Here is a 14,939-nt window from a genome sequence, read left to right as displayed (position 1 = left end):
ATTAACCAAAAAAATTTCAACGCAGCAAGCGCATGGCTTCGTCGGCCGCGGCAAGCATGTCGCGCTGCGTGCGCCCGGATTTGCCGATCAAACGAAAGCCGTGGAGCAGGGCGAGCAACGTGCGCGCCATCGCCGGGACATGGACTTCCGCTGCAACCGAGCCGTCTTGCTGGCCTTGCTGGAGGAGTTCGCGCAGCATCTCTTCGGTGCGCCGCATGGCGGCTTCGATGCGCGTGGCGACTTCGTCGTCGAAAGTGGCGAGCGCCGTTGCGCTGGAAACCACGAGGCATCCGCGCCGACCCTCGCTGCCATGGGAAGATTCGGCGTAGAAAAGGAAGATGACGCGGATCTTCTCGCTTGCTTTGGACTGCTTGTCGAGGCGATGACGCAGTTCGGCGTTGCGCGTAGTGACGTAATGGTCGAACGCGGCGAGAAAGACACCGCGCTTGTCGCCGAATGCCTTGTAGAGGCTCCCTGCTGTCAGGCCCGTTGCTTCGCTGAGATCGCCTACGGAGGTGGCGTGGTAACCGCGCTCGCGGAAAACGCGCACGGCGCCGTCCACGACGGTTGCCATGTCGAACTCGCGTGGGCGGCCGGGGGAGCGGGACAGGGGTTGGGATGGGTGCTCGGATGCCATGGGGAGATTATAGGAAATGTTTATTTCCTAATCAACAGCCTCATTTCAAACACCTCACTCCACACTCTCCCCCCGCCCCTTATGCTGCGCCGCGAGCCTTTCCTGATGCGTCGGCGGCACCGGATCGTAGTGGCTCAGCTGAATGCTGTAATTCCCATGCCCGCCCGCGAGTGAATTCAGCCGCGACTGATAATCGTTGAGCTCGGCAAGCGGCACCTTCCCCGCAATGACCATGGCCTGCCCGCCCATCGTGCGCGTGCCATGCACCTGCCCACGCCGCGCCGAAAGATCGCCGATGATGTCGCCCATCGCGGCCTCGGGCGTCATCACCTCGATATCGACAATCGGTTCGAGCACGATAGGCTGCGCTTTCAATACCGCATCGATAAACGCCTTGCGCCCCGCGGTAACGAACGCCACTTCCTTCGAATCCACCGGATGGTGCTTGCCGTCGTACACGATCACGCGCACGTCCTGCATGGGAAAGCCCGCGAGCGGCCCGCTGTCGATCACCTGCAAGATGCCTTTTTCCACGGCAGGCATGAACTGCGAAGGAATCGCGCCGCCTTTCACTGCATCCACGAATTCGAAGCCCGCACCGCGCGGCAAGGGCTCGACGCGCAACATGACTTCGCCGAACTGGCCCGCGCCGCCGGTCTGCTTCTTGTGGCGGCAATGGCCCTCGGCTTTGCCGCCAATCGTCTCGCGCCACGCAATCGTCGGCGGACGCGTCACGACATCGAGTTTGTACTGATCGGTGAGCCGCTCCAGCATGTAGCGCAAGTGCAGTTCGCCCAGGCCGCGGACCACGGTTTCATTGGTCCCTTCGGGGTGATCGATCTGCAGGCAAGGATCTTCTGCCGCGAGCTTTTGCAGCACTTCCCACACGCGTTGCTCGTTGCCGGGTCGCGCCGGCTCGATAGCGAGACCGTAAATCGGATTGGGAAACGCAGGCGGCGTGAGGTGGATGTTGCCGTCTTCGGGCGCGTCGTGCAGCACGGCGTCGAAGCCGATATCGTCAGCCTTCGCCACCGCGCAGATATTGCCGGGCCCCGCGCGCTGCACCTCCGTATGCTCCTTGCCCTGCAGCATCAGCAGATGCGCGACCTTGAACGGCTGTCGCGCGTTGCCGATATAAAGCTGGCTGTCGCGCGTCACCGTGCCCTGATGAATGCGAAACACCGCCACCTTGCCGATATACGGGTCCATCACGATCTTGAACACATGCGCGAGCACGTGCTTGTCGGCATCCGGCTCGGCGCGCACGGGCTCCTTGCCTTCCTTGCCCTCCACTTCGCGGTAGAACAGCGGTGGATTGCCTTCGGTGACATTGGGCAGGAGCCGCACGAACACGTCGAGCAGTTGCGCGATGCCCGCACCCGTCGCCGTAGAAGTGAAGCACACCGGGACGAGATGGCCTTCGCGCAACGCGCGTTCGAACGGCTCGTGTAGTTGCTCGGGGCTGATGGCTTCGCCTTGTTCGAGGTACAACTCCATCAACTCGGGATCGAGTTCGATCACCTGGTCGACGAGCGCATTGTGCGCTGCCTCCACGGAATAGAAATCGGCCTCGCCAGCCGGGTTGAAAAAGCAGTCCACCACTTCGCGGCCGCCTTGCGCAGGCAGATTGATCGGCAGGCAGGTCTTGCCGAAGGTCTCCTGGATCTGCTCGAGCAGCCCCGGCAAATCGACCTTTTCCGCGTCGATGCCGTTCACGATGATCATCCGGCACAGCTTGCGCTGCTGCGCGTACGCCATCATGCGGGTCGTCGTCATCTCGATGCCGGTGCGCGCATTGATGACGATGGCCGCCGTTTCCACCGCAGGCAGCGCGCTCATCGACATGCCGGCGAAGTCGGGGTAGCCGGGTGTGTCGAGCAGGTAGATGCGCGTGTCCTGGTGGTCGAGGTGGGCGATGGCGGAGTTGAGGGAGTGGTGGTATTTGCGTTCGAGGGGATCGAAATCGCAGAGGGCGGTGCCGCGATTCACGCTGCCTGGCGCGTGCAGCGCGCCGCCCTGGTGCAGGAGCGCTTCGGCAAGCGAGGTCTTGCCGCAGCCGGCATGGCCGACCAGAGCGATCGTGCGGATGGCTTCGGGACTGTAATCCATTTGTCGATCCATTGTTGTACAGATTTATCCGGTATGACCCACGAGCGTTTCCAAATTTCACTGTATAATCAATAGGTTGCCAACATAATGAGTCCGGTTCGATCCATTTTGTTCCGACTGCTGCCATGTGTCCAGTGGTGGGCTAGATGGTGGGTCAAAATCCTGGGAAATACCCTATGCCGATGCTGACCGACCGCGCGCTGCGCAACCTGAAACCCGGCGACATGCCGCTCAGTGATAGTCAGGTACCCGGACTGATGATTCGACCCAATGCTAACGGCGGCAAGTGGGCGCTACGTCTACGTCGCTGCGCGACGCCCGAGCGCGTGCGCTGGCAATGCGCAGCCAGATCGATGGTGGCCATGACCCCATCCAGGAGCGCAGACGCGAGCAGGTGATTATCGAGCGGGATGCGAAGGTGCCCACGTTCTTGCAGGCCGCCGTGAAAACGCATGAGAAGGCTAAGAGTGGCTGGAAGCAAGCCGACGGCAGAAACGCGCGGCGGTGGCTCAGTAGCGTGAAAGCGCACCTGGCGCCGCTGCTGGAGCGCCGGGTCGATACGCTCAAGCCGCGTGACTTTTTCGATGCGCTCGCGTCCGCATGGATCGAGTGCCTGTGTGTCGCGGATAACGTCTTTCAGCGTGCTAGCGCAATCATGGAATGGGCGTTCGCGGCGTACCCGGAGCGCGCGATGTGTAATCCGGTGCCAAGCGCGCGCGTTGCTGCCGAGCAGAAGCGCGCGGCAGTCGAAGCCAAAGCACCACCCCGCGATCCTGCATACCGATGCACCCGTGTTCATGCGAGCGCACCTTGCGGGCATTGAGCCGCACGAGCTTACGCGCGTGCACGTTCGTTCTGCTGCACACGGCGGTTCGGCCCGGTTTCCGATGTGGATCTGCAGACGTTCTTTCGGGAAACCGGCATTGTGTCGGATACTCCGGGCCGCACGCCTGTGCCCCATGGTTGTCGTGCGTGCTTTCGCGGTTGGGTCGACGCCCAAGGTTACGATCCCAGACATGGCGAGCGACAGCTTGCGCACCGGCCACGCGGAGAGACGGCGGTGGCATATCAACGAGATACGATGTTTGAGCGCCGCGCGGTCCTCATGGGCGCATGGACGAATTACCTGCACGGGCGAGCAGCCGCAGGTGACAACGTTATTCCGCTTAACGTGAGTGCGGCAGCATAAAAGAACCGCGCCTTGTGCGAATATCGAACGTTTGAAGCTGGCCAAAGTTTGAGCCGACTTGAAGATCGAGGCGTTCGATCTGAGGTATGGCAAGATCGCCGAGGGATCCGGTCTGGTCCCGTCACGGGTGGACGCCGATCGGCGGCAGCACGCATTGGTGTACGAGTGCTGAAATGCGAAGCCAGAGACGCTTCGCGACCCTTCGGAGACGTTCACGGCACGTTCAGGTGCGACCGCTTCCGAACCGCCTGCGGACGATCAAACCATGCGGTTGACTTCCTGTCGATAGCGATGCACGTCCCGCGTGACGAAGCCGATTTCGCGGCTCGGGATATCGAACCACTCGGGGTGGCCGAACGAGCGGCGAATATCCTCGAGACCGCTCGCCCAATGCTCGCGCATCGTATCCTTGCTGAATTCATAGTCCTTGTAGTGCCCCTCGAACGATTTATTCTTGTAGATCAGGTGCACGACATTCACCGCACTGCCATCCGCCGTGTTCTGTGCCTCCCGCAACAAGGGGTGCGCAAGCCGCACCTTTTCGGGAATGTGTTCGAGCAGCGCCTTGATCATCTGGGCGTGCTTCTGGTTCTGCGACATGAACGCGGTGATCGCTCGCGTCCGGCTCGAATATTGAATGTCTTTGGTGCGCTCGCTGACGTCGAGGAAGTCACCTGGTAGCTTGCCTCGCGAGCTCCACAGATCGATCTGGAAAACGAGTGTGTCCTTATGCTGGCTTTCCCTGATGATCTCGGTGAGCGGTGTGTTGGAAACCAGTCCGCCGTCCCAGTAGAACTCTCCATCGATCTCGACGGCTGGAAAGCCCGGCGGCAGCGCGCCGGATGCGATGAAATGCTCCGGTGCCAGACGCATTGTCGAATTGTCGAAGTACACGAGATTGCCCGTTCGCACATTGACCGCCCCAACGGATACGTGAATCTTCCCGTCATTGATCCGATCGAAGTTTGCGTATCGCAAAAGCGTTTCACGCAACGCGGACGTGTCGTAATAGCTGACCTTGTCAGGACGTTTCCGGCCGAGCCCTGCGAGAGGCGTAGGCGTGCGCGGGGAGAAGAACCCGGCCTGACCTTCCATCAGCGTGCGCGTCGCCGCCCATGCGCTCGACCACCGGCGCCCCATATCTTCAAGCCCCGGCCACGTTGGAATGCGCGCACCGACATGCGAGAAGAAATCCGCGGGCTGACTGATCGTGTTCCAGAAGCCGCGCAGCGCCTCCATCCGGTCCGCAGGCGCATTGCCGGCGATGATCGCCGTATTCAGCGCGCCGATGGATACCCCGGATATTCGCGTCGGTTCCACGCCGACTTCGGCCATACCTTCATATACGCCGGCCTGATATGAGCCCAGTGCGCCGCCACCCTGCAGCACGAGTCCGATTTCGTCATATGCCGGGAGCTTGATGGGATGGGGCTGCTGCAGCTTGTTACGCTGGCTCGGATACATGGTTGCCTCCTTACTGCATGAACCAGCCGTGGCTGACCACAATCGATTGTCCGGTGAGAGCGCTAGACTCGAAGCCGGCGAGGAATGCAACCGTGTTCGCGACATCTTCCAGCGACGTGAATTCGCCGTCGACTGTCTCCTTCAACATTACGTCCTTCACAACCTGCTGCTCAGAGATTCCCAAGGCTTTGGCCTGCTCGGGGATCTGCTTGTCGACCAGCGGGGTTCTCACGAAGCCCGGACACACGACATTGGCGCGCACGCCACGTGGTCCACCTTCTTTCGCGACAACCCGGGCGAGACCGAGCAGCCCGTGTTTCGCAGTCACATAGGCCGACTTGAGCTGCGACGCCTCGTGCGAGTGCACCGAGCCCATGTAGATCACCGCGCCACCATTGTTCGCCGCGTACATATGCTTGATGACGGCCTTGGTCGTCAGGAATGCGCCGTCGAGGTGAATCGCCAGCATCTTCTTCCAGTCGGAAAATGGGTAGTCCTCGATCCGGTTGACGATCTGGATGCCTGCATTCGACACGAGCACGTCGATGCCGCCGAGCCGGTTTACCGTTTCGGCCACACCCGCATTGACCGCTTCTTCGCTGGTCACGTCCATCGCAACGGCGAACGCTTTCCCGCCATTGGCGGCGATTTCCTTAGCGACATTTTGAGCGTTCGCGAGATTCAGATCCGCGATCACGACCGTCGCGCCGTCTGACGCAAGCTTGCGTGCACACTGTTCGCCGATACCGCTTGCTGCACCCGTAACGAGCGCGACCTTATCATTCAATGCCATACGTCCTCCGGGGGTTTACTGGTTGACCGCGAGTTTCAACGACTCGGCAGGGGCGAGATAGTCATAGACCACGTCGCCGACATCAAGCGTCAGATTTGCAATGACGTGACGTGCGCCGATCACCTTGCGAACCGGCAGATCAGCAACCGATGCGAGTGCGTGCGGATGTAGCTCGAGCGCTGCAGGTCCCTCCCACGCGCCGATCACGTCGACGTCACGCAGGAAGAAGCGCACCAGTTCGCAAATGCGTACCGAGCCATCTACGTGGGGAATGACCTTGAGCAGGTAGTTGGGCGTGTCGGCGAGCTTGCGGCACTCGGCCGCTGTGTCGAGCGCGCGATACTTGTAGCCCATCGTCCCGGTGGCGATGCGCTGCGTTCCGTAGTCGAGCGTGCCGAGGAGCGTGTCCTTGCCATCGACACAGAGCTTTGGCGAAGCCAGCTTCTTGGGAAACCCCCAGATTTCGCGTCCACCGGCGATCGGGCCTTCGTCGTCCAGATACATCGCGTGCGTGAAGTTGGCGCGATTGCCGTCCTCATCCCGCACCGAAATCACCTGACCGCTTTCCGTGTAGTTGCCGAATCCCGACGAATCGGGCATGCGGATAAATTCGTAGTGGACGATAGCGTTGTCGACCGTCAGCGGTTCCGGAACGACGGCCCTTAGCGCATCCATGTCAGTTTCATACGAGATGATGAAATACTCCCGATTGATGAAGCGGAAGGGCGGACGGGGATACGCCGGATTGTGTACGGGCATCGCAAAGGCGTTGTTGCGGATATCTTCTTCTGTCACGGGTCGTTCCTCGCATGGTGAGAGGTTGCGCAACGCGCATCGCAACAGCTTTTGCTGCCGCGACCAATGACGTGCACGCGCAAGGCAGTGAAGACTTGCTGTGCGCGTTTGCACGTTTCTTTTGTAGTGTTGTGTTTCACGGCTTGCATCAGGCATCGTGCGCCATCGCCGTCAGGACAAAGCGTAAGCGTGGTCGTCTTGCGGCAGTAGCCCTGCAAAGGAACTCCCCGTGTTGTCTATGCGACAACAATCAACGGCAGGAGGGTAGATGCACAGCGTGTCGCACCTGGTGGTATTTCTGGTGGTATGTTTTTCCGCGTAGAATCGCGGATGCCTGTTGGTGAAGGATGACGCGGCAATTTTCGAGTCTGGCCCACGGCCCGCACTGCAACTTGAGCGGCCACTGGTTGATTTGGCTCGGCGGCGTAGCGAAATCGCCCCAGCGAAGTGTCAGGACGGTCTGAATGCGAGCACCGGTCAGGAGCGCGACGTAGTGCATTAGCTCGTCTCGCGATTGCCCAGATGCTTCAGCGCGTTGACCAGTGCTTTCTGCTCATGCCGGGTCAGTGGCAGCAGAGTGCCCCCGTCGTTAATTCGGCGATACCACGCGTATTCCCGCTCGGGAACCCTGATTGACACGTCGGTCGTCGCCACCGCCTTGGTTTGCTTAAAGCCCTTACCATCGATGTATTCAAGACCGACGGTTCGATCAATCCATGGGGCGTTCTGACCACTGCTGCATGAAGTGAATCTGCAACATCGTCTCAACCGGAAACGGCGGCCTTCCAGTCTTACCCTTCGGATAGTGCGGTTTGATCAACGCAATCAACCTCGACCATGGCACAAGGCGCCTCATCTCATCGAGAATTCCCGCTTGCGTGTGCGTTTCGTTGAAAGATCCAGGCCAAGACCGAGCTGTGTCATCGAGGAACTCCTTTAATTCGCGTTCTTCCAGGAGAGGACAACCAGACTTCAACGCCAGGACTTTTGCAGACCTTCCCTAGGGCTCAGTTCCGGCACGTCCGTGATTGTCACTGCCAATGCGCACTTGCCTTTGAGAACCAAGCGCTCGCCGCCTTGCATGGTCGTCATGCTGCAACCGTTGGAGAATCCGCCTGCGTTGAGCGTTAGACATTTCGGTAGCCAGCCAGATGGTCGAGGAGAAAGTCGACGAAGGCCTTGACCCTCGGAGGCGTTCGCGGACTGTTGCGGTAACAGATGAAATATCCACCGCCCCGGGGCGCAAGTCCCGCCAATACGGGGACCAACTCGCCTCTTTCAATGTGTTTTCCCGCTTGCTTGCTGTCGAGCTGAGCCAGCCCGCACCCGGAAAGCGCCGCCTGTTGTATGAGATCCAGATCGTTGGCGACAATGTAGCCATCGAAGCGACGCTTGACCGCCTCGCCGTTCTGGTAAAACAACCACTCAACCGGCCGACCAGAATCCGCGCGCCGATGCAGGATGAGCCTGTGCTGGCGAAGATCATCTATCGTTAGCGGGGTTCCGTGTTCGATGAGATATGACGGTGACGCGCATACCACCAATCCAGAGTCGCAGAGGCGCCGCGCAACGAAATCTCCCTTGCTCACCTCGCCGTATCGGATCCCAACGTCAATACCGTTTCGCCCCGGATCGAGACTGAGATCATTGAGATCGAGGTCAATCTGAATGCCCGGAAACGTTGCGCAGAACGACGGCAGCATGCCAATGACATACAGCCGGCCGAAACTTGGTGAGCAGGCGACACGAAGGTGTCCGGCAGGTATAGCAGTAGTTTCAGTTAAATCTCCCGCAACACGAATGATGTGATTCACAGCCGGAAAACACTCTTCAAAGAATATTGTGCCTTCGGCGGTCAGCGCTATTTTTCGATTGGAGCGCTCCAAAAGTCGCACATTCAGCTGGGACTCAAGCCGAGCAATGCTCTTGCTTAGCGAGGGCGACGACACACCAAGGCGACGTGACGCCTCGGTGAGGCTGCCGCTGAGTGCGACATTGATGAAACCGATAACACCGGAGAAATTCCGCGAGATCCCGGGTCGCCGTAGCGACGCGGACCCTCGAGCCTCGAGTCCCAGGTAGGTTCGAGGGTGTGCGGCCGTACCGGTCATTTTCTTTGTCATTCGAAACTACCCTGTTACGTATGCCGAGGGGAGCTGGAAGCCGCCGTTACGGACCACGGCCCCATGGAGCATCGTGTCGTCTCTGAACCTTTGGGTCCGCCGCAAGGTGTTCGCGGGCTTACCACGCACTGCAGTCGGACACTAAGACTAACGGCGGGGGCTCCAAAGCGTGGAGCGGACCCTTCAACGCATAATCAGCCGTGTGTCGCGGACAAGATAGCTGTCGAGTAGGGCGGCTGTGGACACAACGTGGTCATTGGCACATGTTGTGTACCCGCCTACTTCGCGACTTGCAGACTGCGAGGAAATTTCGGACCAGCTTCGGCGATTGCTGAACGCCGTTGATACGTCGCACCATGAGTTGCGCTTTGCGGTGTCGGATAAGCCCCGAGCCTTGCGGATGCCGTTAGTGCAGTTCGCCGCAACGCGTCATCGTAGGAGGGAGTAGCATGTGGTGGTAGACATGCGAACGGGCTCATAGTGTTGCCCGCATCGCACCAGTTGGCGATATGAGCAACATGTGTGCGTCGGGGCAAACGAGCTTCAGCCGTTGGCGCATGGCGCCACTATGTACACGGGCTGGTCTGGGTTGCACCGCATAGCGATTTGAAAAAAGCACTCGCAGACCGTTTCGAACATCTGCGACGAACCGGGCTCGCCTTCAATAAGCGCAGCAACGATCGCGATTACTGACTACGGCAGAACATGGCGCGTTCTCAGCTGCGCGCGATGCGAAACGAGACGATTCCATACCTTGATGGAAAACGCGTCGTGTGCTGGCAACATGGACTGCAGCTGGAGCGGCTCGCTGTTCAAGGTGATAGAAGGGGCAAGTTGGCGCGCCGCGTAGCCGGCCTGTTCGATTGTGCGTGTGCATGAACTCGCGGGCACGATTTCGCTGGTTAACGCGCACGCAGTCGGAAACTCCGTAACCCTTCGCACCGGATGGTGGCGAGGCGCATGCATCCTAACGACCCACTCAATCCGGAATGGCAGGCACATATCGAGTCTAGTGCGTTTGGGCTCACATGCGTTCAGGGGCGGGGGAGCGATCACTGTTCGGCGATTACCCCCAACGGCAAGGAAGCAGTTTGCTTTAACCTGCGTTACAGGCGCGTTAGACGGCCGGCCTCAGAGCACTGCCACGGGCGCGGAATCGCAATTCCTGCTGCCAGGCTCGCTTCACATTCGGCGAAGACGTCAGGCGTAAGGACTTGCGATTTCTCGCCGCGTATTGCTCAATCAGAGATTGAAGAGTGCCTGATCCACGTTTTGCTGCGTCTTAATGGTCTGTGCGTTCGCCTGGTAATTGCGTTGCGCGGTGATGAGATCGACGAGCTGGTTCGTGAGTTCGACGTTCGATTCCTCCACCGCACCGCCTTGAAGTGTGCCGTGCGTCGTCGAACCAGGCGTCGAAATCTGAGCCGCACCCGATTCATTGGTTTGCGCGTAGGCGTTTCCGCCAAGGTCGACGAGGCCGTTTGGGTTGTTGAACGTTGCGAGTACGATCTGTCCAAGATTGCGTGTCTGGGTACTCGTATACCTATCGCTCGAATAGGTGCCAGTCAACACGCCGTCCGACCCGACCGTGAATCCGGTGAGCTGACAGGCGGGGTTGCCGTCTAGGGCGAGATTGGTGACGCCGTCCTTGGCGCCGTACTGTGTCGTTCCGGTCAAATCGAGCGTGAGATTCTGAGTCGTCGCGCCATTGTCCGCAGCGTTGGGGATGCTGATTGCAAATGTTGCGGGACTCGGCGAGGTAATCTGCCCGGAACTATTGAACGTGACCGTTCCCAGGAGGCCATTCGCGCCTGGCCCAACCGGGGTACCAGTTGCACCGTAGGTGCCGTAGACATTCCACGAACCCGTTGCTGTCTTCGCGAAATAAAAAGTGACCGGCTGCTGGTCGTCGCCAAGCGAGTCGTAGGGGTTGACCTGCTGGCTGGTCGTGTAACTGGACGGATCGCTCGGACTGAACGTAGCGTTCGCGACGTTGCTGTCTCCGGAGTTCAGATTATACGACGCCTGAATGGTCGTAGTTGCAGTGGGCGGGAGGTCCGCGTTAGAGATGACGATGGGGCCGATAGCCCCCCTGACGATGTTCCCGTTGGCATCGACTCCATAACCCATTAACTTCTGACCTTGGGCATTTTCAATCGCGCCACTCGGGTCCAGATGAAATACTCCATTTCTAGAATACGTCGTCGCGCCGTTGTTCGAAAGCAGGAAGAAGCCGTTGCCGTTGATTGCTACGTCCAATGGCAATCCGGTCGAGGTGATATTGCCATTGCTGAAGTTCTGCTGAACCTCGGAAAGCTGCGTTCCAATGCCGACCTGATTGTTGACGGATGTCGCAAACGCATTGGCATACATATCCGCGAATTGCGCAGTCGATTGCTTGAAGCCGACGGTGTTGGCGTTGGCAATATTGTTCCCGATGACACCCAGGTCGTCGGACGCCGCCGCGAGACCACTCAGCGCTTGTTGGTATCCCATATGGTCCTTGCTTGGTCGTGTTGGAAAGAGCCGCTTATCGTGAGAGCGACCGCTACACTCGTGATGGAGGGAGGGGTAGGGATGGTCGGCGCACCACCGCCGTCCACCGAAAATCGAACAGACATACGCGTTGAAACCGGGAGCCGATGCGCCGCGAGATTGAAGCGATGGGTGCGCCGCATGTTTTCGCCGAAGTAACGTAAATCGATGACCCCAATGAATGCGCTTTCCTTGCTGTACAAATAACTCGTTGTTCTGATCGGGTAGTTGCCCAGATCGTCACACGTAACGGACAATGTCAGGTCGCGAAGATATGCGCCCCTGACCTCGTCCGGGATAGCAAATAGCGGGCCTTCGAAGTCGAAGTTCCAGTTGTTGATGCACAGACGAAGCGAGTCGAAACCTTCCCAGGACGGCCCGCCTTCCTCATCGTGCGGTTGGCGTAGCAAATAGTGTGGACGTCGTCCAGGATTTGGCGTTGACTTGTTCGCCGCCGACCTAAAGAACTGCGTCGGTACGCTGGCAATCAACGTCGAACCAGAATCATCAATCACAGGAGTCCCCGCGTAGCGAACTACGGCAAAACTTGCTGGCGAAGCGAATTTCATAAAATACGCATTAGCGCTAATTCTCACCGGATACTTGCTTGCGCACGTGGTCGTCCGGCCGTGGCCAGTATGCGTGCGCCCCTAAACCATTGGAATACACCAAATGGCTAACTCGATGTTAGCCATTGGCTAATTGAACTGAGTAGGCCTAACGCGTACTCTTCGGGTTGGCCATCAAGGGAGCATGCGCGAGAGCGGAAACTGAAAAGGCCGCTTAAAGCGCCCTGATTTCCCGCGTTGGCAAGCTGCGTCGGTGCTTCTGAAATGCAAAGTTGGAAAAGGCGAGAGCCCGCGTGCACGGCATTCATCATCTTGGGCGACGATCAACTGCCGCGAGTGACATCGCCGCGACACAGCGATGTCGCCCGCGCCAGCCGCGTTCGTGGTCAATCAGGCGCGGAATCGGCGCATGCGCAAACTTCGACAAATGCGCTGCTGGCTGGTCGATCAGATCCGATGCGCTGTCGTCAACGGAGATCTTGTCGAAGGGCGTGCGAGATACCAGCCGCCACGGAACCTGATGCCAAGCGAGGCTGCCGTGCTCATGGCGGAGCTGTTCAGCTGCGTCACGTACACAGAATCGCACCTTAGACCAGGATTTTATGGGAATCGGAAGCGAAGGTGAGTTGACACATTCGTTCCTGCATATGCTAATTGACGACTTTATTTCACTTGAACCGGAAATAGAGTCGTCAACTCAGAGCCAGAATCTAGGTACGAGCAGGATTGCGAAGAGATTGCCTTATTTTTATTCTCTTCTGAGAATTGCCATCGGTTGTTAGTCGATGATCAGTAGTCCCACAGCACCGGCACAAAGCGAAAGCCGTCGCCGTTTTTTGCAATGTGACCGATGGACGGGAACGCGATATGTGCTGCTGCCAGCAGAGCGCCGGTCTCAGCCGCTTCGTTGAGCAACGCGATGCGCACGTCCATAGCTACTTCAGGTTCGTGCTCAAAGCCATTTTGCCATTCGGGATTCTCGAAGCCGACTTCGAAAATCGCGTCACCTGCGAACGTCAGCTTCTCGCCGTTCGATGCGACGTCTACGACGCAATGCCCCGGCGTGTGCCCACCCGTTACGCGCGCCGACACGCCCGTTGCGACTTCGACGGTCTGATCGAACTGCATGATGTTTTCGCTGTAGAGTTCCGTGAACTTCGCAGCCGCTTTGCGGAGCGCGGGAGGAACGGCTTCCGGCATCACCGTCTTGCTGAAGTCCGGATTTTTCCAGAATTCCACTTCGGCCGCAGATACGTGAATGCGCACGTCCGGGCGCAGCTTGGACTTAACGCCATCAACGTTCAGTCCGCCGACGTGATCCATGTGCATATGCGTAATCACGATATCGGTGATCGCAGCCAGGTCGATGCCAGCCGATTCCAGGCGCATCACCGACCGACCTGCACGCGTGAAGTATTCGAAACCGTCGCCCACACCCGAGTCGATCAGGATCAGGCGTTCGCCGCTGCGCACGAGCGCAATATTAAGCGCCCAGTCGAACATGTCGCGTTGCAGGAAGCGACCGTCGAACCATTCGTTGCGGTCCGCTTCGCTCACGTTGGTGGACATGGTTGAGGTCGGAAGCGGCAGAATGCCATCGCTGATCAGCACGACGTCGACGTCACCCACGCGCACGGCGTAGCGGGAAGGCACGAGCTCGCCTGAACCTTCCTTGCCGAGCTTGGAGATAACCGGTTGCAAATTGCGAGTTGTTTCGCTCATCTTCAATACTCCTGTTCATTAAGTGGGGCACTCCGCACCGGCGCGGTACACGAGCACGGCGGCGAGTTCCGCGCGCTTCGTTTTGCTCGCGTTTCGAGCCGTGTGAAAGATTGTAGGCAGAGAGGCGAGCACCGGTAGCATCGAGAATGCATCCATCATGTTGTCCGAACGGCAACAATCGACGACGAACAGAGATCGACAGAAACTGTCGGCTATAGCCGGTGGTCCCGATGTGCCGGTCTTCCGACATCAGGCGCGCGTCCGGTACATCCTCGTTCGCACAGGAAAGATGCAGCTAGACCCTGGGTATTGCTTCAGTGGTATGTTCATCCTTGACGCGCTGAAACCCTTCGGGAAATGCATGCCTCGCGTCTGCCGTAGCCAGTTGAAGCGCATTCAGAACCAACTGGGCCAATGAAACAACCTCCGCACGTGTCAAGACCACGGTGTCTTCCGCGATTGTCTGGCGCATCACCCTATGGACGTCAGACAATTGGTCCGGGGCGAACCCGAACGCCGCACGGTAATAAATTACATAGGCTTCGAACTGTAGGTCTGGACGATCAGATAGAATTCTCCACGCCGTATCGAAACGCTCCTTATTGATTCCATCTTGATACGCCGCGGCACGAAGATAAAATTCGTAAGAATGCTGCAAGCTTAGAGAGAAGTAAGAAACCGCCGACTGGAAATCTTCGTCCTGCAACTCGTAAAGTCCAGCGTTGAAAGACAGCTCGAAAGCCCACTGGTGCCGGGTGGAATGCTGTTGCTCACGATGGATGCAATTCGGCCAGTAGCGTTGGTCGATTTCTAGTCCCATCGAAGAGACGACGGAAGTCCCGACGAGCATCTCGTCGCCGTAGGCGCAGCACGCTTGACATTCAATTGACACTGCTGTTCTTCGCATTGCGATATCTCCTTTCGAGATGACCCGCCCTTCACTGGATGCTAGTGTCCTGAGTTAAAAATTCATTGAATGATCCCGACCGCGTACTAAAGTGTT

12 protein-coding genes and 2 pseudogenes are annotated in these 14,939 nt (G+C 58.6%); 1 reads left to right on the top strand and 13 read right to left on the bottom strand.

All coding sequences use genetic code 11. The features are described from left to right. Positions 1 to 16 precede the first annotated feature (16 nt). Together ACOJB8_RS02600 and fusA are read right to left on the bottom strand one after the other, a co-directional pair. Positions 17 to 574, bottom strand: a complete 558-nt coding sequence (locus ACOJB8_RS02600) for a TetR/AcrR family transcriptional regulator (RefSeq protein WP_069266941.1) — start codon at positions 572 to 574, stop codon at positions 17 to 19. 117 nt (positions 575 to 691) lie between these two features. Continuing rightward, positions 692 to 2,746 (bottom strand): elongation factor G, encoded by a 2,055-nt coding sequence (fusA, locus tag ACOJB8_RS02595; protein ID WP_069266940.1) that lies wholly within the window; start codon positions 2,744 to 2,746, stop codon positions 692 to 694. 337 nt (positions 2,747 to 3,083) lie between these two features. On the opposite strand from fusA, the gene ACOJB8_RS02590 reads away from it, so the two are divergent. Continuing rightward, positions 3,084 to 3,569: a phage integrase central domain-containing protein gene (locus ACOJB8_RS02590; RefSeq protein WP_342949454.1), complete on the top strand. Its 486-nt coding sequence runs from the start codon at positions 3,084 to 3,086 to the stop codon at positions 3,567 to 3,569. A 624-nt stretch (positions 3,570 to 4,193) separates the two neighbouring features. Here the strand turns inward: ACOJB8_RS02590 and ACOJB8_RS02585 are convergent. The 11 genes and pseudogenes from ACOJB8_RS02585 to ACOJB8_RS02535 all read right to left on the bottom strand — a co-directional run bounded on the left by ACOJB8_RS02585 (position 4,194) and on the right by ACOJB8_RS02535 (position 14,843). Continuing rightward, complete coding sequence (locus tag ACOJB8_RS02585) at positions 4,194 to 5,399, bottom strand: DUF3734 domain-containing protein (protein ID WP_475010950.1); 1,206 nt, start codon at positions 5,397 to 5,399, stop codon at positions 4,194 to 4,196. 10 nt (positions 5,400 to 5,409) lie between these two features. Continuing rightward, entirely contained in the window at positions 5,410 to 6,192 is a 783-nt protein-coding gene (locus ACOJB8_RS02580) for a 3-hydroxybutyrate dehydrogenase (protein ID WP_069266937.1), read from the bottom strand. A gap of 15 nt (positions 6,193 to 6,207) precedes the next feature. Beyond that, the gene (locus ACOJB8_RS02575; protein WP_083245455.1) at positions 6,208 to 6,987 is read right to left on the bottom strand and encodes an acetoacetate decarboxylase; all 780 of its coding nucleotides are present in this window, start codon (positions 6,985 to 6,987) and stop codon (positions 6,208 to 6,210) included. Between the two features lie 498 nt (positions 6,988 to 7,485). Further along, a complete protein-coding gene (locus ACOJB8_RS02570; protein ID WP_475010949.1) occupies positions 7,486 to 7,641 on the bottom strand; it encodes a hypothetical protein in 156 nt (51 codons plus the stop codon). A gap of 76 nt (positions 7,642 to 7,717) precedes the next feature. Continuing rightward, positions 7,718 to 7,911, bottom strand: a pseudogene (locus ACOJB8_RS02565) (transposase); the annotation flags it as partial. A gap of 78 nt (positions 7,912 to 7,989) precedes the next feature. Next, positions 7,990 to 8,114, bottom strand: a pseudogene (locus ACOJB8_RS02560) (LysR family transcriptional regulator); the annotation flags it as partial. Further along, positions 8,115 to 9,110 (bottom strand): LysR family transcriptional regulator, encoded by a 996-nt coding sequence (locus tag ACOJB8_RS02555; RefSeq protein WP_083245454.1) that lies wholly within the window; start codon positions 9,108 to 9,110, stop codon positions 8,115 to 8,117. Between the two features lie 1,242 nt (positions 9,111 to 10,352). Further along, positions 10,353 to 11,606, bottom strand: a complete 1,254-nt coding sequence (flgE, locus tag ACOJB8_RS02550; protein ID WP_069266936.1) for a flagellar hook protein FlgE — start codon at positions 11,604 to 11,606, stop codon at positions 10,353 to 10,355. Further along, positions 11,585 to 12,214, bottom strand: a complete 630-nt coding sequence (locus tag ACOJB8_RS02545; protein ID WP_141710795.1) for a hypothetical protein — start codon at positions 12,212 to 12,214, stop codon at positions 11,585 to 11,587. Before ACOJB8_RS02545 ends, flgE begins: the two co-directional genes overlap by 22 nt. A gap of 789 nt (positions 12,215 to 13,003) precedes the next feature. Next, positions 13,004 to 13,936, bottom strand: coding sequence for an MBL fold metallo-hydrolase (locus ACOJB8_RS02540; RefSeq protein WP_475011212.1), 933 nt, complete (start codon positions 13,934 to 13,936; stop codon positions 13,004 to 13,006). A 295-nt stretch (positions 13,937 to 14,231) separates the two neighbouring features. Further along, complete coding sequence (locus ACOJB8_RS02535) at positions 14,232 to 14,843, bottom strand: hypothetical protein (protein ID WP_141710794.1); 612 nt, start codon at positions 14,841 to 14,843, stop codon at positions 14,232 to 14,234. Positions 14,844 to 14,939: the final 96 nt, after the last annotated feature.

Source organism: Paraburkholderia sp. BR10141 (assembly GCF_056155635.1).
This window is presented reverse-complemented; position numbering and strand designations above follow the sequence as displayed.